Origin of the sequence: Bradyrhizobium prioriisuperbiae (assembly GCF_032397745.1) — a bacterium.
GTDB lineage: Bacteria > Pseudomonadota > Alphaproteobacteria > Rhizobiales > Xanthobacteraceae > Bradyrhizobium_A > Bradyrhizobium_A prioriisuperbiae.
Genome location: NZ_CP135921.1, coordinates 1,902,996 through 1,920,779 on the forward strand (window position 1 = coordinate 1,902,996; position 17,784 = coordinate 1,920,779).

Annotated in this window: 16 protein-coding genes; 12 read left to right on the forward strand and 4 right to left on the reverse strand. The window is 62.4% G+C overall.

The features are described from left to right. Positions 1-95 precede the first annotated feature (95 nt). From RS897_RS08960 to RS897_RS08975, 4 genes are all read left to right on the forward strand, one after another. Positions 96-1,718 carry an oleate hydratase gene (locus tag RS897_RS08960; RefSeq protein ID WP_315836212.1) on the forward strand — a complete coding sequence of 541 codons (1,623 nt, stop codon included), beginning with the start codon at positions 96-98 and terminating at the stop codon, positions 1,716-1,718. 136 nt (positions 1,719-1,854) lie between these two features. Next, positions 1,855-2,727, forward strand: coding sequence for a DUF4118 domain-containing protein (locus tag RS897_RS08965; RefSeq protein WP_315838567.1), 873 nt, complete (start codon positions 1,855-1,857; stop codon positions 2,725-2,727). Positions 2,728-2,896: 169 nt separating this feature from the next. After that, positions 2,897-3,679 carry a class II aldolase/adducin family protein gene (locus tag RS897_RS08970; protein WP_315836213.1) on the forward strand — a complete coding sequence of 261 codons (783 nt, stop codon included), beginning with the start codon at positions 2,897-2,899 and terminating at the stop codon, positions 3,677-3,679. 43 nt (positions 3,680-3,722) lie between these two features. Beyond that, positions 3,723-4,184, forward strand: a complete 462-nt coding sequence (locus tag RS897_RS08975) for an SUKH-3 domain-containing protein (protein ID WP_315836214.1) — start codon at positions 3,723-3,725, stop codon at positions 4,182-4,184. A 48-nt stretch (positions 4,185-4,232) separates the two neighbouring features. On the opposite strand, the gene RS897_RS08980 is transcribed toward RS897_RS08975, so the two are convergent. The 3 genes from RS897_RS08980 to RS897_RS08990 form a co-directional block, all read right to left on the reverse strand. Further along, the gene (locus RS897_RS08980) at positions 4,233-5,009 is read right to left on the reverse strand and encodes an NYN domain-containing protein (protein WP_315836215.1); all 777 of its coding nucleotides are present in this window, start codon (positions 5,007-5,009) and stop codon (positions 4,233-4,235) included. Between the two features lie 129 nt (positions 5,010-5,138). After that, complete coding sequence (locus RS897_RS08985; protein ID WP_315836216.1) at positions 5,139-5,858, reverse strand: DNA-3-methyladenine glycosylase I; 720 nt, start codon at positions 5,856-5,858, stop codon at positions 5,139-5,141. Between the two features lie 38 nt (positions 5,859-5,896). Then, on the reverse strand, positions 5,897-6,196 hold the full coding sequence (locus RS897_RS08990) for a hypothetical protein (protein WP_315836217.1): 300 nt from the start codon (positions 6,194-6,196) through the stop codon (positions 5,897-5,899). 189 nt (positions 6,197-6,385) lie between these two features. Between RS897_RS08990 and RS897_RS08995 the strand changes: the two genes are divergently transcribed. The 5 genes from RS897_RS08995 (at position 6,386) to RS897_RS09015 (ending at position 13,128) form a co-directional block, all read left to right on the forward strand. After that, the gene (locus RS897_RS08995; RefSeq protein WP_315836218.1) at positions 6,386-7,990 is read left to right on the forward strand and encodes an ABC transporter substrate-binding protein; all 1,605 of its coding nucleotides are present in this window, start codon (positions 6,386-6,388) and stop codon (positions 7,988-7,990) included. Positions 7,991-8,049: 59 nt separating this feature from the next. Next, the gene (locus RS897_RS09000) at positions 8,050-9,456 is read left to right on the forward strand and encodes an amidase (RefSeq protein WP_315836219.1); all 1,407 of its coding nucleotides are present in this window, start codon (positions 8,050-8,052) and stop codon (positions 9,454-9,456) included. 219 nt (positions 9,457-9,675) lie between these two features. Beyond that, positions 9,676-10,791 (forward strand): cyanuric acid amidohydrolase, encoded by a 1,116-nt coding sequence (gene atzD, locus RS897_RS09005; protein WP_315836220.1) that lies wholly within the window; start codon positions 9,676-9,678, stop codon positions 10,789-10,791. A 164-nt stretch (positions 10,792-10,955) separates the two neighbouring features. Next, complete coding sequence (locus tag RS897_RS09010) at positions 10,956-11,603, forward strand: TetR/AcrR family transcriptional regulator (protein WP_315836221.1); 648 nt, start codon at positions 10,956-10,958, stop codon at positions 11,601-11,603. A gap of 169 nt (positions 11,604-11,772) precedes the next feature. After that, complete coding sequence (locus RS897_RS09015) at positions 11,773-13,128, forward strand: extracellular solute-binding protein (RefSeq protein WP_315836222.1); 1,356 nt, start codon at positions 11,773-11,775, stop codon at positions 13,126-13,128. A 164-nt stretch (positions 13,129-13,292) separates the two neighbouring features. On the opposite strand, the gene RS897_RS09020 is transcribed toward RS897_RS09015, so the two are convergent. Then, positions 13,293-14,471: an integrase core domain-containing protein gene (locus tag RS897_RS09020; protein WP_315836058.1), complete on the reverse strand. Its 1,179-nt coding sequence runs from the start codon at positions 14,469-14,471 to the stop codon at positions 13,293-13,295. A gap of 304 nt (positions 14,472-14,775) precedes the next feature. Here RS897_RS09020 and RS897_RS09025 point away from each other — a divergent pair, with 304 nt between their 5' ends. From RS897_RS09025 to RS897_RS09035, 3 genes are read left to right on the forward strand one after another with little or no spacing between them, the layout of a single operon-like run. Beyond that, positions 14,776-15,702, forward strand: a complete 927-nt coding sequence (locus RS897_RS09025; RefSeq protein ID WP_315836223.1) for a carbohydrate ABC transporter permease — start codon at positions 14,776-14,778, stop codon at positions 15,700-15,702. A 1-nt stretch (position 15,703) separates the two neighbouring features. Next, entirely contained in the window at positions 15,704-16,675 is a 972-nt protein-coding gene (locus tag RS897_RS09030; protein ID WP_315836224.1) for a carbohydrate ABC transporter permease, read from the forward strand. Between the two features lie 11 nt (positions 16,676-16,686). After that, a complete protein-coding gene (locus tag RS897_RS09035) occupies positions 16,687-17,784 on the forward strand; it encodes an ABC transporter ATP-binding protein (protein ID WP_315836225.1) in 1,098 nt (365 codons plus the stop codon).

The following is a 17,784-nucleotide window of genomic DNA, read 5'->3' on the forward strand; positions in this document are numbered from 1 at the left end:
GGATCGGCCGCAAACGCATTGCACTCCCGGACGGGATGCTGTCAGCTCACACATCGAAGATGCACACCAGCGACAAACGAGAAAGGGATACGAAAATGACCCTTAACGCGACGTCGGCCCAAAACGACAACGCCCACAGCATCTCGGTGGGCAGAAAAGCCTACCTGATCGGCAGCGGCATCGCCTCGCTCGCAGCCGCCGCCTACCTCATCAAAGAGGGAGGTTTTGCCGGCACTGACATCACCATCTTCGAGGAATCCGCGGGATATGGCGGCAGCCTGGACGCCAAGGGAAACCCCAGCGACGGCTACTCCATGCGCGGCGGCCGCATGTTCGAAGAGAAATTCAACTGCACCTACGATCTGCTGTCCTTCATTCCCGCCATCAGCAATCCCAAAAAATCGGCCAAGGACGAACTGATGGAATTCCATCAGGAGTTCTTCTGGAACGACAAGGCGCGCCTTGTTGCCAATGGTGCGATTGTCGATGTCGCCGACCTCGGCTTCAGCGAAAGGGATCGCCTGGATCTGGTCGAACTTTGCGCAACACCCGAGGCGCTACTCGGGACAAAAACCATCGAGCAGTGGTTCAAGCCGGATTTCTTCAAGAGCAATTTCTGGTTCATCTGGTGCACCACCTTTGCCTTTGAACCCTGGCATAGCGCAGTGGAGTTCAAGCGGTATTGCCTGCGGTTCACCCATTTGTTCTCGACCATCGACACCATGGCGGGGATCTATCGCACCCAATTCAACCAATATGACGCCATGGTCCGGCCGATCGTGGCATGGCTGACCGGACACGGCGTCAAGTTCGCGATGAACACGGAGGTGACGGACATCGATGTGGCCATCGATGGAGCCGAGAAGCGCGCGACGCACCTGCGCTATGCGCAAGGTGGCGGGGGACATGTCGTCGTACTGGCGACGGACGACCTGGTGTTCGTCACCAACGGCAGCATGACCGCCGACACCTCCTACGGCTCGAACACGGCAGCGCCTGTGCTTCGCACCGAAAAAGCCGGTAGCTCCTGGAAACTCTGGCAGACGCTGGCCGCCAAGACTCCCGCGTTCGGTCACCCTGCCGCGTTCTGCTCGGATATCGCCAAATCGAAATGGGAGTCGTTCACGGTCACCGCGCGGGATTCGACTTTCTTCGGTCTGCTGGAGGTGTTCTCGGGCAGCGAGGCCGGAAAGGGCGGCCTGGTTACCATCAAGGATTCGAACTGGCTGCTGACCGTGGTGCTGAACCATCAGCCGCATTATTACGAACAGCCCAAGGACGTCTGGGTCTGGTGGGGCTATGGCCTGTTTCCCGACCGCGTGGGGAACTTCGTTCACAAGACCATGGTGGAGTGCACCGGCGAGGAGCTCCTGACCGAGCTGCTGTCCCATCTGAGATTTACCGAGAAGGCGCCCCATATCATCGGCACGTCCAGGATCATCACTGCGATGATGCCATACATTACCAGCCAATTCATGCCGCGCACCGGCAAGGACCGGCCGAAAGTCATTCCGGACGGATCGAAGAACCTCGCCTTCATCGGTCAATATTGCGAAATCCCCGACGATGTCGTGTTCACGGTCGAATATTCGGTGCGCTCCGCCCAGATCGCCGTGTTCGGCCTTCTCGATCTGGCGAGACCGGTCTCTCCCTTCTATAAGGGCCAGCACGATCCGCGCATCCTGTTCGACGCCCTCAAAATGCTGCACCGGAGATAGCGACGGTCCCTTCGAAAAGCCCCGGTGTCGGCGAGCGGTCTTGGAAACGATCCGGCAAACACAGATGCGAGAGCGGCCGTAATTTCAGGCCATGCGGCGCCGGAACGCGCTACAATGCCGCGACGGTCTGGTGGCCATGGGCCTTGCTGAAGAGAACATTGCTATGAGCACTCAGAGAGTGACGCCGCAGCGCGAGATCAGGCCGCTCACCGACACTGATCCCATTCCGGCGCTGGACCTGTTCAAGGCGCCGCTGGTCCTGCGATACCTTGCGGCATTCCTGATGACCGCCCTGGCGACGGTGGTGGCGGTCGCCGTCGACAGCAATGTGACGATCCCGAACCTCTCGCTCGTGTTCGTGATTCCCGTCATCATTGCCGCTGTTACGTTCGGCTTCGGCTCTTCCTTCTTTTCGGCAATCCTCGGCGCTCTCGCCTACAATTTCTTCCTCACCGAGCCGCGCTACACACTCAATGTCGACGACCCGGCCAACATATGGGCCATTGCGCTGCTGTTCGTTGTCGGATGCATCGCGAGTCCCGTGGCCTCGATCGCCCGACGCAGGGCCGACGACGCGGCGCGCCTGAGACAACAAGCTGCAGTGCTCCGGAGTTATAGCCGCGATACCCTGGCGGCCGGTGGTACAAAAGCGATCATCGTCAACACCGCCAACGCTCTTGAAGCCCTCTTCCACGTCCCCGTTGCCGTCATCACAATGTCAGGGCCTGCCGTGGATCTCGTCGAGCGACGCGGCAATCTTGAGCTGCTCCAGGCAGAACTCGAGGCGGGGCAATCGACCCTGACCACCGGGAAAGCCTTCCCGGCTGGACTGTACCCGTTCGATACCTCGCGGTTCGATTTCTGGCCTGTGGCAACCTCCATGGGGCAACAGGCCATCATTGGACTGGCATTTGATCCCGACGAACGGCCGCTTAAACCCGGTGTTCTGGTCGACATTGTCGGGAGCGTTCTTGCCCTTGCTCTCGACCGGCAGCATCTCAAAGCTTGATCTGACGTGTAACTCGCGGTTCAGGTTCGAGCCGCAAACGGAGATGGGAGACCGGCCATAATTTCAGGCACGGCGCCCGCGGACCGCGCTACACTGCCGGGATAAAAGAACCGTCCGGGCGGTCCTTTGCAGAGCCGCGGCGCGGACATCAGCCTCAGGGAGAAGACCTATGCAGTTCCGGGTTTCGCCGACGTCACTCAAGGAGTGCAGTGCCGAGGAGTGGGAGGCGCGGGTTGATCTCGCGGCCGCGCATCGGCTGGCCGTCATGCACGGCTTCAACGAGGGCATCTTCAACCACCTGACCTTCGTGGTTCCCGGACATAGCGACCGCTATTACCAGATCCCGTTCGGCATGCACTGGTCCGAGGTGAAGGCGTCATCCTTCATGGAGGTCGGCATCGACGACGGCGAGGTCAAACGCGGTGCGGGCGATGTCGAGCGCTCCTGCTATTGCATCCATGCGCCGATCCACAAGGCCTTGCCGCAGGCCAAGGCGGTATTCCACACCCACATGCCCTATGCCAGCGCGCTGACGCGGCTGGAAGATCCGCGCATCAAGGAGATCGGCCAGACCGAAGTGGGGATGATGGGCCGGATCGCCTATGACGACGAATACACCGGCCCCGCCTTCGATCCCGAAGAAGGCCGGCGCCTCGCCAAAGTGATCGGCGACAAGACCGTGCTGTTCATGGCCAATCACGGCATCAGCACCGTGGGCGAGACCGTGGCCGACGCCTATGACCGGCTCTATTATATCGAGCGCGCGGCGCAGGTGCAGATCTATGCGATGTGGACGGGCCAGCCGCTGAAGCAGCTTCCCGCCGCCGTGGTCGAAAAGACCAAGCGGGAGATCGGCGGTAACCGACGCTATGACGGCCCCTCGCCGGCGCAGCGGCACTTCGATGCCTTGAAGCGTATCCTGGATCGGCAGGAGCCGGATTACGCGTCTTAATGGCCGGCGCACGGCAGCGCTCGTTGGATTGAGGGGCGAGTTGATGATCGAAGTGCCTGCAAGTGCGCGACCGTTGTTTGTCGCGGCGGGGTGGCGTCCGGGCCGGAGGACTGCTGCGGCCCCCGACGTGAGACACGACCATCCTGCTGCGGCCGTCTTGGCCGAACTCGGTGGGTTGCTGGTAGGCCACCTCACATTTCAGCCGCTCCCTCCGGACGATCTTATTTTCGACGTGTGGGAAAAACTGCTCTCCACACAGTTGGTCGGCGTAGCCGAGACCCGTCATGGCTATGCGGGGCTGTACATGGACAGTTCCGGCCGCTGCTTTGGCCACACAATTGTGGACGACGGATTCTATTTTGAAGGGGCGTCGTTCGGCGAGGCAATCGAAGGCTTGCTGCTCGGTCGACGTTCCCGGCCGATGCTTCGCCCGGAGCAAAGCACGGTATGGTGCTATGGGGAGGAAATCAGGGCTGACGATCCGAGAGTGTACAGGTATCGATAGGGAAACGATGACTGCCCGTGTCGCTCTCTCAGGTGGCCACCCGTCGCCTCAGCGACCGGCGCCTCTGGTGCGCGATCTCGTTTTCGCGGCCCCACTCCTGTTCTCTCTCTTGGCCCTGATGCGCATCTGTCCGCCTTCGACCTGCTCGATGTCGAATGCATTTGTCTTTCGGACAAGGTCGCTCAGTTTGCCGAAGCCATAGGTGCGGACGTCGAAATCCGACACCAGGTTCGACAATTGCTTGCCCACGTCGCGCAGGCGAACCCAGCCGTCTTCGCTCTCGAGTTGCGCCACGGCTTTGCTGAGAATCGGGACGGCCGCGTTCGGCGGTTCCAGTGATGTCGACTTGGAAGCCGGCTCGGGCCCCGACGCCCGCGGCTCCGGCAGCAGGTTTTCGGTGTAAATGAACCTGCGGCAGGCCTGCCGGAAACTCTCCGGGGTTTTCTGGGCGCCAAAGCCATAGACGTCGGCGCCCTGCTCACGCAGGCGAGAGGCCAGGCGGGTAAAATCGCTGTCCGACGACACCAGGCAGAAGCCATCGAAGCGGCCGCTGTGCAGCAGATCCATCGCATCGATCACCAGCGCGATATCGGACGCATTCTTGCCCGTGGTGTAGGCGAACTGCTGATAGGGGTCGATCGCAAACCGCTGCAGGATGTCCGCCCACGACTTCAGCCGCTGATTGGAAAAGTCGCCATAGATGCGGCGAACGCTGGCCTCGCCGAACTTGGCGACCTCCTCGAACAGACCTTCCGCAATCCGCGGCGAGGTATTGTCCGCATCGATGAGAACGGCAAAACGGGGCAGCCGCTGATCACTGGTCATGTCGTGACAATCCTGCTCACCAAGCGAAAACGTCGCGCCACAGCTAGGCACGAACATCCGTGCTTCACAAGGGCAGGCTTTCGCCGGCCCGGATGGCGTCGCAGCCGTGGGACTCGCGCGATCCGACCATCAATCCTCGGCCCCCATGAAACCTGCAAGCTTCTCGGCGTCGTAGTTTTCGCCGATCGACATGGCGCAAATGCGGGACAGGTGTATGTAGGGCAAGCCCGTCTCCTCGTGCCAGGCATTGAACTGGGCCTGCACCTTGGCGAGATCGCGTTTCGATGTCACGGTCTCGGCGATATCGAGCCCGGCATCACGCAGGCAGATCACCACATCCTTTGATGTGACGAATCCATCCCAGCCGAGAAATCGCAGCAGCATCTGACCGGTGTTGCCGCCAAGCCTGCTGCCGCGCTTCACCAGCAGTTCAAGCAATCCGATTTGGTCAGAGGACGGCCACTTGGCCAGCATCTTGCCGAAACTGCCGTGCTCCTTCGCGATATCACGGACGAAGCTGGCGTTGGCCCGCACCGACATGATCTTGGCGCCGTTGCGCACGATGCCGGTGTCCTTCATCAAGGCATCCCAGAACTCGTCGGGCTGCAGCGAGAGGCGGCCGGGTGCGAAACCAACAAATGCCTCTTCGAATCCCGGCCACTTTGTCTCGATCACACTCCAGGCGAAGCCCGCCGAGAACACCCGCCGGGTCATCTCGGCGAGAACGCGATCATCGCCAAGCTTGGCAAGTGCCTTCGGATTGGGCGCGGGCGGAAGCAGCAGGCTCAGCGCCTTGGGGCCGCCTTTGCGTTTTTCGGCACGGGCGCGGATGGTCTTGAACGGCGTCATGATATTCCCCTGTGAAAAATACCGCTCCTCACCTTCGATCAAGCCCGCCCGGCGTCCCGCGAGCTGACCAGGACAGCAGCGACAGTGACGACAATCAGCGCATCCATCTGGTCATCACAACGCTTAAGCGCCTCGTGCGCCAAATCGGTGAGGTCGTCGGCTGCGTCAGGTGAGGACGGGCGCCACGGGAACGCAGCCAGTTTTGTTCCTTCCATCTTGGCGCGGACTTCATCGATCAGTGACAGAATGCTTATGACGGTCTCGACAGGATTTGATGCCCCCATGATGGCCCTTTCCGACTGGTTATCCGGACCACCAAGAATGATGTCCGGCAACATTGCGCGATAAATCGTCCGACTCCGGCGCCGATTTGATCACACGCACGCTCCGGTTTCATCATCTTCGTCGCACATGCGATTGCGATCATTTGAGCGGAGACCAACCCTCGCTGGCCTGAAACTTGCCTCGTTGTCTCCGTCATACGCCCGCCGCGATCCACGTGATCGCCGCATGTCGGAGATCATCCCATGCTCATTGCTCGCCTGTCCGCCGCTTTCGCGCTCACCGCCCTGCTGCTGTCGCAACAACCGGCCATGGCCGAGACGACCCTGCGCATCGCCATGACCGCATCCGACATTCCCACCACCACCGGAATGCCGAATAACGGCTTCGAGGGCATGCGTTTTCTCGGTTATCCGATCTTCGAGGGACTGGTGCTGTGGGACCTGACCCGGACCGATCGACTGGCGACCCTGCGCCCGGGACTCGCGGAGACATGGGAACAGAACCCGGAAGACAACAAGACCTGGATCTTCCATCTGCGCCATGGCGTGAAATTCCATGACGGCACCGATTTCAACGCCGACGCCGTGATCTGGAATCTCGACCGTTATTTCAACAGCGAGAGCCCGCAATTCGAGCCGCCGGGGTCCGGCATCACGCGGTCGCGCGTGCCGCTGATGGGCAGCTACAAGAAGATCGACGACTTCACCGTCGCCATCACCACCACGACGCCGGCATCGTATTTCCCCTATATGGCGGTCTATATCCTGTTCACCTCGCCGGCGTCGTTCGAGAAGGCCGAGCGCAACTGGGGCAAGGTCGCCACCCTGCCGGCCGCGGGCACCGGCCCGTTCCGCATCACCAAGCTGGTGCCGCGGCAGGAGGCCGATCTCGCGCGCTTCGACGGCTACTGGGACACCGCCAGGAAGGCGAAAGTCGATACCGTGGTGCTGATGCCGATCCACGAAGTGAACTCGCGGCTGGCCGCGCTGCGCTCCGGCCAGGTCGACTGGATCGAAGTGCCGCCGCCCGACGGCATCGCCTCGCTGAAGTCGGCGGGATTCACCGTCACCACCGGCTCCTATCCCCATGTCTGGCCGTGGTTCTACAACATCGGCGCGACCGACAGCCCGTTCAAGGACGTCAGGGTGCGCCAGGCCCTGAACTATTGCATCGATCGCGACGGCCTGGTGGCGTTCCTCAACGGCACGGCGGAGCCGTCGGTCGGCTGGCTCAAGACCAGCGATCCGAATTTCGGCGCGCCGGTCAATCGCTATAAGTTCGACCCCGCCAAGGGCAAGGCGCTGCTGGCCGAGGCCGGATACACCGCGGCCAAACCACTCTCGTTCAAGACCATGATTTCGAGTTCCGGCTCGGGGCAGATGCTGCCGATGCCCATGAACGAATTCCTGCAGCAGAACCTCAAGGAGGCCTGCGGCGTCAATGTGCAGATCGACGTGGTGGAATGGCAGGTGCTGCTGACGGCCGCCCGTGCGACGCCGGACAGCCCGAGCCTGCAGGGCGCGATGTCGCTCAATGTCAGCTCGCCCTCGTCCGACGTCGGCGTCATGGCGCGCTATTTCTCATCGGCCAATTTTTCGCCCAAGGGCTTCAATTTCGAGCAGTGGAAGGATGACGCGTTCGACGATGCGTTGAAGACGCTGGCCGAAGCCACCGACCCCGCTGCGATCGCCCAGGCCACGCGCAAGGCGCATGAGCGCCTGATCGACAATCCGCCCTGGCTCTACATCTTGCACGACCTCAACCCGCGCGCGATGAGCCCGAAGGTCAAAGGCTTTGTCTCCCCGCAATCCTGGTTTGTCGATTTGACCCTTGTCAGCATGCAGTGATCGGCGTGCAATACGTTTGATATCGATACCAAGAAGAAAAACACGAAAGAGCAAAGCCGATGAATGACGCCAGCCCTGCCGCCACCGATCCGTCCCTGCTTCCGGCCGCCACCCTCGCGCAAGAGATCGCCGCCAGACGCCTGTCGCCCGTCGATGTGGTCGATGCGCTGCTGGCGCGTATCGAGACGCTCGAACCCAAGCTGCATGCGTTTGTCGCCGTCTATGGCTCCGGCGCGCGGCTTGCAGCGGAAGCGGCACACAAGGCGATCCGCTCCGGCCATGCCGTCGGACCGCTGCATGGCGTGCCGATCGCGCTGAAGGATCTGATCGAACTCGAGGGACAGATCACCACCGGCGGCTCCGCCAACTGGCGCACCCGCCGCTCGGCCGTGACGGCGACCATCGCGCGGCGCATGATATCGGCCGGCATGATCGTGCTCGGCAAGACCCACACCGTCGAGTTTGCCTATGGCGGCTGGGGCACCAACCAGCACATGGGCACACCCTGGAATCCGTGGGACATGGCAACGCCCCGCACACCCGGCGGATCGAGCAGCGGCTCTGGTGTCGCGGTCGCGGCGCGCCTGGCGCCATGGGCGATCGGCACCGACACCGGCGGATCGGTGCGGCTGCCCGCCGCCTATTGCGGGCTGACCGGGCTGAAGGTGACGATCGGGCGCATCAGTACCCATGGCATCCTTCCGCTCAGCACGTCATTCGACACGCCCGGACCGATGACGCGGTCGGTCGAGGATGCGGCGCTGCTCTACAATCTGCTGCAAGGGCCCGATCCGCTCGATCCGAACACCCGCGGCATTTTGCCGGCCGATCCCCAACCGACGCTGAAGCGCGGCGTGCGCGGGCTCCGCCTGGGACGCATGCCGGCGGCCGAGCGTGAGGGCGTCGCCGCGGACATGCTGGCAGCGTATGACCGCTCGCTTGACGTGCTCGCAGGTCTCGGGGCCGAGATCGTCGACATTGTGCTTCCGTTCCGGTTCGTCGATTGCGTCGCCGCCTACGCCATCGTGCAGGCGGAGGCTTATTTCAATGCCGGCCATCTGGCGCAGGACGTGTCGCTGCAACTCGGTGACGCCGTGCGCAAACGCGTGTTGGCCGGTGCAAAGGTATCCGCGCAGGATTATCTCGCCAACCGCAGGGTGCAGCAGGATTTCAAGCAGGCGATGAACCATGCGCTTGACGGCATCGATGCCCTGCTGACGCCGACCACCGAGACTGCTGCCATCCCGCTTGCCGAGGTCGACGAAGATAAAGTGCCATCGCGCTTTACCCGTTTCGGCAATCTACTGGAGATGTGCGCCCTGGCGCTGCCGAACGGCGCCACGGCAACAGGCTTGCCACTGTCGCTGCAGATCACGTGCCGCGGTTATGACGAAGCCACCGCACTGCGCATCGGTCACGCCTATCAGCAGGCTACCGATTGGCATCAACGGGCGCCGCCGGTGTGACGCACACGATGTGGAAAACTGATCAGCATATTCTGCGTCATCACCGGGCTTGACCCGGTGATCCAGCTTAAGACCTTCGCTATGATTTGGTGAAGAAAGCTGGATTGTGACAGCGACTTGGCGCAAGCCAGGTCGCTGAGTTCAAGCCCGGCAATGACGACGTGGGGATGATAAGCTCGCAAAACCCAATCGCATGTTCGATTAAGGAAGAAAATTCAGATGACACGCACGACCTCCATCGACGTCATCCGAATTCCGACCAAAGGCCCCGGCGATGTCTCGGGGCTGGTGAAGCTGATCGAAACCGGAAAGCTTCAACCATCAGCAATCCTTGCGATCCTCGGCAAGACCGAGGGCAATGGCGGGGTGAATGATTTCACCCGGGAATACGCGACAGCTGCGCTCTGCAGCGCGCTTGCGCCTTATCTCAAGCTGCCGCCGCATGACGTCGAGGCCAGGATTGCCTTCGTCATGTCGGGTGGCACCGAAGGTGTGCTCAGTCCGCATCTCATCGTGTTCACGCGCGCAGTACATGCTGAACACGCTACCGCCATCACCGGCAAACGCCTGAGCATCGGCATCGCGCAGACCCGCGATTTCCTGCCCGAGGAGATCGGACGCCAGGCGCAGATCGAGGAGACCGCCGACGCGGTGCGCCGCGCCATGGCGGATGCCGGCATCGACGATGTCCGAGACGTGCACTTTGTGCAGATCAAGTGCCCGCTGCTGACCATGGAGCGGATCGCGGCGGCTTACACGCGCGGCCGAACCACCGCGACCATCGGCACCTACACATCGATGGCGTATTCGCGCGGCGCCTCCGCGCTTGGCGTGGCGCTGGCGCTTGGCGAGATCGACAAAGCCGTGCGCGACGACCAGGTCTTGAAGGATTGGGAGCTGTTCTCCTCGGTGGCCTCCACCTCCTCCGGCATCGAGCTGATGCATAATGTGGTGATCGTGATGGGCAACTCGACGGCTGCGGCAAGCCCCTTCGTCATCGGCCATGCGGTGATGAGCGACGCCATCGATGCGGCCGCGGTGATGGATGCACTGGACAGCGTCGGCCTCGGCCGGGAGGCCACCGATCCGGCTGCACAACGGCGGCTGGTGAATGTTTTCGCCAAGGCGGAAGCCGCGCCGGACGGAACGGTGCGCGGACAACGCCACACCATGCTGGAAGACACCGACATCAGTTCCACCCGCCACGCCCGCGCCGCGGTCGGCGGGCTGATCGCCGGCCTGTCAGGCACCAGCGCCGTCTATGTCTCGGGCGGCGCTGAACACCAGGGCCCGCCAGGCGGCGGCCCCGTGGCGGCCATCGCCCGGGTTTCATGACGCAACGCAGCAAGGCATAAGTCGTCAACTGACGTCTTATTTGCTGCAAAACCTTGCGACTTGTCCCAAAATCGGGCACATCGGACCTGTCTTCGCACGCAAGCCAGGGACGACCGGCCGTGATATCGCCTTCGACGCACCGTCCGAAAAAAGCCGACAGGACAGTGGCCCGCGCTGCCGCGAACGCGCGCGAGTCGGACCGGGTGCGGATGCACCCCGAGGATCGCCGCCGCCAGATTCTGGAGCATGCCGCCGAATATTTTGCCGAGCATGGGCTGACCGGGCAAACCCGCGGGCTCGCCGCCGCCTGTGGCATTTCCCAGCGCCTGCTCTATCGCTACTTCCCCACCAAGGAAGCCCTGATCGACGAGGTCTATCGCCTGGCGATCCTCGGGCCATTCAAGGCGGTCTGGTTCGCCGAACTGTCGGACCGTAATATCCCGCTGGAAATAAGGCTGATCCGCTTCTACACGGATTATTTCGCCACCATCTTCTCGCGCAAATGGCTGCGCCTGTTCATGCACGCGTCGCTGGTCGGCGTCGACATGGCGCCGAACTACACCTCGTCCATGCTGCTGCAATTGTTCGAGATCATGGTGGGCGAGGCAGCTCATGAGCAGGGCGTCGCTATTCCCGCCAACAAGAACCTGCAGCATGTGATCGGCTGGACACTGCACGGCGCGCTGTCGCACTACGCGATCCGCCGGCATCTCTATGACTTCCCTCAACCTGTCCCCGAAGACCAGGTGGTGGCGATCCAGGTGGCTCAATTTCTCGGCGGCTTTCGCTCAGCCGTGATGGCCGCGGGCTGACGTCCACGAGCCCCGCGAATAATTCGTCAGTTGACGACTTGCCGCCTGATGTTAAGCTTTCCTTTGCCGCGAGAATCCAAAAAAACAACTCCCGGCTGCAAACCATCGACCTAGAGATGCAACCACCGTAGCGTTGGAACCGCAACAAAAGCGCTGAGGAGTGCAGGTGATGAATTCCAGCAAGACATCCGGACGGGCCGGAGACCTGATCAAGGGCGGGCTCGGACGACGCGACTTCCTGAAGACGGCGGCTTTGGCCGGCGCGGCAATCGGGATGCCGCATCTCATCAGGCCCGCATCGGCGGCCGATACACTGACCATGCAGACATGGTCGGCGGCGGTGGATGTGGTGAAGAGCCACCTTTCTGCGTTCGACAAGAAGACCGGCATTCGCGTCGACTACGGCAACGTGCCCTGGGCACAGTACCGCGAGACCATGGTGACAAAATTCGCCGGCGGCGCGCCGCTCGACATGCTGTGGGTGTCGGACGCCTGGTTGCCGGAATGGGCCGAGGCCGGCTGGATTGCGCCGATCGAGGGCTTCGATTTCCTGACCAAATACAACACCGACGTGGTGCAGTTCTGCACCGACTCGATGACCTACAAGGGCCACCAGTACGGCCTGACCTATTACACCGACTATATGGGATTCCTGTACGACTCCGAGAAGCTTGCCGCGGCCGGGTTCAACGCGCCACCGACAAGCTGGGACGAGGTCGTCACCCAATCGCTGGCGATGAAGCAGAAGGGGATCTCCGAATTCCCGATGATGCTGTCGATGGCGCAGGAAAGCTGGCTGATCGAATTCATGTCGGCCATCGTGTTCTCGCACAACGGCCGCTTCACCGACGCCGACGGCAAGGCGATCATGCAGCACCCCAAGGACGGGGCGGTAGCTGCCCTGCAGTGGATTGTCGATGCGGTGCGCAAGCACAAGATCGTTTCGCCGGCCTGCGTGGAAACCGGCGAACTCGCCGGACTGAAGGCACTCTCGGCCGGCAACCATGCCTTCGCGCTGCTGCCGAAATACCGGCTGCGGGTGCTGAACGATCCGGCCCAGTCCAAGACCGCCGGCAAGATCAAACAGGCGATGATGCCGATGGGGCCGAACGGCTCGCACGCGACCGTCGGCTGGATGCGCTTCCACGGCATGACCGCGCAGACCGCCAAGACAAAGGCGCGCGCGGAGCAGACCGCGCGGCTGATCGAGTGGTTCGGCGGCAAGGCGGACGGCCAGTACACCTTCCAGAAACTGCTGTTCCTGGATGCCGGCGCCGATTTCGGCGTCAAGCCACTCTACCAGGACGCCGAGGTGCAGGCGGCCTATACGAAGTTCGCCGACTTCAACATCATCCAGCAGCAGCAGACGCTCGCCCGCAAGAAGGACGTGATCGCACCCTGGTTCGGCGAGTGGAACGAGACCAACGGCGCGGCCTGGCAGGCCGCGGTGCTCGGCAATGTCACGCCGGAGGCCGCACTCGATCAGTCGGCGAAATCCTGGACCAAGCTGAAATCGCGCGCATGACTCAGAGGCTCCGCTGGAGCGGGAGCAGTTGACTACGACGGAACGATGTTTCTCGCGGCTCCCTCCCCCCTTGTGGGGGAGGGCTGGGGAGGGGGGTGTGATTGCTGGTCCGACCGGGTCGATTCCTGACATTTTGGACCGGGCTGATGCCTGACAGTATTCGGTCATTGTTTTGCTGTCGCTGCCGTTTTCTGCTGAACGCGGAACCGGGCGCGCGGGGGAGCAAAGCGGAGGAAACGGTGGTCACGATCGATCACCCCCAGATCCCGGTCGCAGAAGCGCAGGATGTGGCCGCCGGTGTCGCGTTCGGCGAGACCAACGAGTTCGCCTGCAAGCGCTTCACCGACGAACACGAGCTCGCCGCGCCATTTGATTTCGCCGGAGGAACGCACACGGCGGACCTCATGATAAGCATCGTACCAGGGGTCATGGAGATGGCTCGGCAGGGCGCGCGACGGCGACTGCCAGAGCTTGGCGGGCGGCGCTTGATCGAGAGCCTCGTGCGGCCGCTCCTGGTTGAAGTGGTGGCGGAAGACGTCGAACCGGCGCTGCTGCTCGGCAGCCGTTGCCGCCGGCGGTTTCGAGGTCTCAGCCTTCAGAGTGCGGTGCATGCGCTCGTGCCGGGCGTTGTCCTGCGGACTCGCCGGCGGGATGTAGTGCGGCTCGATGCCGAGCTTGAGCCACCACACCGAGAGTGCCGAAAGGCCGCCCGCCCCCGTGGATCCGAACGGTGTACCGTTATCGGAGCGGATCGCATCGGGAAGGCCAATGTCCGCGAAAACGCGTTCCAGCGCGCCTTTAACGCCAGCCCAGGTCGGATCGACGATGCGGACCTCGACAAGAAAGCGGCTCGCAGCATCCGTGATGGTGAGCGGATCGCAGCGTGTCCCGTCGCGGGTTCGAAACCAGCCCTTAAAGTCGATCGACCATTCCTCATTGGGGACGCTTGCCGGCGCCACCACCTCGCCCTGTGCAATCGCTCGACGTCGGCGACGGCGTGTCTCGACCAAGCCTTCCCGCTTCAGGATGTCGCCGATCGTCGACGCCGCAGGCCAGTCGATCTCGGGCCGCCCGCGCTCAAGCCATGCCTTGACCTTCTTCGGGCCGAAATGCGGGAACCGTCGCCGTGTCGCGATGAGGCAGTCGGCCAGTTGGCTAGCCGTCGCATGCGGACAGCTCTCCACCGCGTGGCTTCTCTCCTCGAACCAGTGCGGCTCCCCGCTCGCGCGGCGGCGCTTCCACACGTAGAAGGTCTCCCGGCTGATGCCATACCGCGCGCACAGCTCCGTCACCGAAAATGCTCCCGTCTCGTACTCCCGAAACAACGCGATACGCTCCTCCATAGGACTGCTCTCCCTGAAAGGCATCGCCTGATCCTCCATCGAATCAGACGAAGCTTGCCTGTCAGGAATCAACCCGGGTCAAATTGTCAGGACTCAGCCCAGTTTGTACCGCTACGGACCGGAATGATGATTGGCATTTTCGACCGGCATGACCTCCGACAGTTTGAGTTGAGCACACCAATCTCTCCCGCTGCGGTTTGCCGCCACCCCCCCTACCCCTCCCCACAAGGGGGGAGGAAACGACTTAACCGAAGCGCTGGAGCAAAGTCGCTGAGGAGCCCCTGCGATTAGTACGAACGTGAAAATGCCTGAATTAGACAGCGCGACGGCAGCCGGGATCTCCCGGTCCGCCCGGTCCCGCTTCGGTTATGAAGAACGCAGCGCGCTGCTGTTCCTGCTGCCGGCCATGACGGTGCTGATGGCGGTGGCGGTGTTTCCGATCCTCTATTCGCTTTATCTCAGCTTCTTCGACATCAAGCTGACGCGGCCGAACCGCGCGCCGTTCGTCTGGTTCGACAATTATGTCGAGCTGCTCGAAAAACCGTTGTTCTGGACCTCGGTGGGACACACCGTCACCTTCACGGTGATGTCTGTGACCGCGGTGACCTGCGTGGCGCTGCTGGTCGCGCTGCTGCTGAACGAAGACTTTCGCGGACGGCGCATCCTGAGTGCCGTGCTGCTGATCCCGTGGGCGATTCCCTATATCGCCGACGCCCTGATGTGGAAGTGGATCTACGATTCCGGCTATGGCGCGCTCAACGGCCTGCTCTACCAGCTCGGCTTCATCGAAAAATACAAGGTCTGGCTCGGCGACCAGCACAAGACCATGTGGCTGATCGCCAACGCCTTTGTCTGGAAGGAAGTGCCGCTGGCCGCGATCCTGCTGCTGGTGACGCTGAAATCGATTCCCGAAGACCTCTACCGCGCCGCCAAGGTGGACGGCGCCACGATGTGGCGGCGCTTCGTCCATATCACCCTGCCGTCGATGCGGCCGGGCTTCATGCTGGTGCTGATCTACGAAACCATGATCGCGATCCGGCATTTCGACCTGTTCTTCGTGCTGACGGAGGGTGGCCCCGGCAATGCCTCCCACACCTTGTCGTGGCACATCTATGTCGAAACCTTTCGCAATCTCTCATTCGGCGCCGGCGCCGCGATGTCCTACATCCTGGCGCTGGTCACCTTTGCACTGGCCTATCTGATCATCCGCAGCCTCGGGGGAAGCCGCTGAGATGAGCCGAACCGTGCAGACGCCCTCCATTGCATCACCCGCTCAGCCGGATTATCGCCGCCGCGCGCGGCTTGCGCGCCTCGCGCATCGCGGCGTGATCCTGCTGGGATCGATGCTGCTGCTTGTCTATGTGCTTGGTCCCGTGGCGTGGCTGGTGTCCTCCTCGATCCAGACCGAGAAGGAAATCGTCTCGGTGCCGCCGCACTGGATTCCCGACGAACCGACGGCACGCAATTTCCGCGCGATCTTCTCCGCAGGCGAGGAGAAAGTGACCTATGAGACCCGCAAGCAGGTCGACGCCTCGTCCGGCGGCTACATTCCGCCAAACGCCAAGAACCTGCTGCCGGCAATGGGCAACAGTTTCCTGGTCGCCACCATCGTGGTGATCCTGAACCTGCTGTTCGGCACGCCCGCGGCCTATGCCATGTCCAAGATCCGCTACTGGGGCCGCAACGGCTCGATCTACTTCATCCTGCTCACCCGCGTGGTGCCGGACATCGCGCTGGTGGTGCCGTTCTTTTTCGTGATCCGCAAACTCGGCCTGCTCGACAGCATCGGCTCGCTGGTCATCACGTATCTGGCGATCACCCTGCCCTTCACCGTGTTCATCCTGCTGCAATATTTCGACGGCCTGCCCGACGAACTGGACAAGGCAGCGCGCGTCGACGGCTGCTCGCGGCTGCAGGCATTGACCAAGGTGTTCCTGCCGCTGGCCTTGCCGTCGCTGGTCGCCGTGATCCTGTTTGCTTTTCTCACCAGCTGGAACGAATTCCTGTTCGCGCTGATGTTCACCCAGACCATCAAGTCGCAGACCGTGCCGATCATGGTTGCGGCCTTCACCTCCGATTTCACCATCAGTTTCTCGTTTATCAACGCCGCCGGCGTGGTGGCGATCGTGCCGCCGGTGATCGTCGCCATCGTGTTCGAGCGCTACATCGTGTCCGGCCTGACCGCCGGCGCCATCAAAGGCTGAGAGACCATCCGATGGCCAGCATCACCTTCACCAATGTCAACAAGCGTTATGCCGGCGGCACCATGGCCGTCGACAACCTCAACCTCGCGATTGCGGACAAGGAGTTCATCGTGCTGCTCGGCCCGTCCGGCTGTGGCAAATCGACCACGCTGAACATGATCGCGGGCCTTGAAGAGGTGAGCGACGGCGAACTGCGTTTCGACCAGGACATCGTCAACGACATGCCGCCGCATCGCCGCGACGTCGCCATGGTGTTTCAAAGTTACGCGCTGTATCCCCACAAATCAGTCTACGAGAACATCGCCTTCAGCCTGCGCATGCGCAATTACAAAACCAACGAGATCGATCGCCGCGTCCGCGATGCCGCGGCACGGCTGGAGATCTCGCACCTCTTGGAGCGGCGTCCCAGTCAATTGTCCGGCGGCCAGCGCCAGCGCGTGGCGCTGGGACGCGCCATGGTGCGCCAGCCGGCGATCTTCCTGATGGACGAACCGCTGTCGAATCTCGACGCGGCGCTGCGCATCTCCATGCGCGCGGAAATCAAGGAATTGCACCGGACCATGGCGACCACCTTCGTTTATGTCACCCACGACCAGGCGGAGGCGCTGACCCTGGCCGACCGCATTGTGGTGATGAGCAACGGCGTGGTGCAGCAGGTCGGAACGCCCGACGATATCTATGAAAAGCCGGCCAACACCTTCGTGGCGTCGTTCCTCGGCAGCCCGCCGATCAACTATCTCAGCGGGCGCATCGTCAGCAACGCCGGCGAGACGTTGTTTCAAGCCGGCGACCTGCGCCTGACCTTGCCGCCTGCAGCCGCAGAACGGCTGGCCGCGCACACTGACCGTCCCGTCCGCATCGGCATCCGCGCCGAGGATGTGGACGAGCGCGCGGAGCCGCGCTCCGGAGCCGTCCTGCGCGGTCCCGTGACCTCCGTGCTGCCGGTGGGATCGGACCGATTCCTTGGCCTGCGTGTCGAAGGCACGGAAATGTTCTTTCGCGTGAGCAAGGACATCCGCCATGTGGAGGGCGAAACCATCGCGCTGACGGCCAACGTCAACCGCCTGCACATTTTCGACGCCGACACCGGCGCCAACCTGATCTGGTGA

Bases quoted from the DNA above. Each gene is read 5' to 3' on its own strand.
- RS897_RS08960 (WP_315836212.1), top strand. From the start codon at position 96: ATGACCCTTAACGCGACGTCGGCCCAAAACGACAACGCCCACAGCATC.
- RS897_RS08965 (WP_315838567.1), top strand. From the start codon at position 1,855: ATGGGCCTTGCTGAAGAGAACATTGCTATGAGCACTCAGAGAGTGACG.
- RS897_RS08970 (WP_315836213.1), top strand. From the start codon at position 2,897: ATGCAGTTCCGGGTTTCGCCGACGTCACTCAAGGAGTGCAGTGCCGAG.
- RS897_RS08975 (WP_315836214.1), top strand. From the start codon at position 3,723: ATGATCGAAGTGCCTGCAAGTGCGCGACCGTTGTTTGTCGCGGCGGGG.
- RS897_RS08980 (WP_315836215.1), bottom strand. From the start codon at position 5,009: ATGACCAGTGATCAGCGGCTGCCCCGTTTTGCCGTTCTCATCGATGCG.
- RS897_RS08985 (WP_315836216.1), bottom strand. From the start codon at position 5,858: ATGACGCCGTTCAAGACCATCCGCGCCCGTGCCGAAAAACGCAAAGGC.
- RS897_RS08990 (WP_315836217.1), bottom strand. From the start codon at position 6,196: ATGTTGCCGGACATCATTCTTGGTGGTCCGGATAACCAGTCGGAAAGG.
- RS897_RS08995 (WP_315836218.1), top strand. From the start codon at position 6,386: ATGCTCATTGCTCGCCTGTCCGCCGCTTTCGCGCTCACCGCCCTGCTG.
- RS897_RS09000 (WP_315836219.1), top strand. From the start codon at position 8,050: ATGAATGACGCCAGCCCTGCCGCCACCGATCCGTCCCTGCTTCCGGCC.
- atzD (WP_315836220.1), top strand. From the start codon at position 9,676: ATGACACGCACGACCTCCATCGACGTCATCCGAATTCCGACCAAAGGC.
- RS897_RS09015 (WP_315836222.1), top strand. From the start codon at position 11,773: ATGAATTCCAGCAAGACATCCGGACGGGCCGGAGACCTGATCAAGGGC.
- RS897_RS09020 (WP_315836058.1), bottom strand. From the start codon at position 14,471: ATGGAGGAGCGTATCGCGTTGTTTCGGGAGTACGAGACGGGAGCATTT.
- RS897_RS09025 (WP_315836223.1), top strand. From the start codon at position 14,776: ATGCCTGAATTAGACAGCGCGACGGCAGCCGGGATCTCCCGGTCCGCC.
- RS897_RS09030 (WP_315836224.1), top strand. From the start codon at position 15,704: ATGAGCCGAACCGTGCAGACGCCCTCCATTGCATCACCCGCTCAGCCG.
- RS897_RS09035 (WP_315836225.1), top strand. From the start codon at position 16,687: ATGGCCAGCATCACCTTCACCAATGTCAACAAGCGTTATGCCGGCGGC.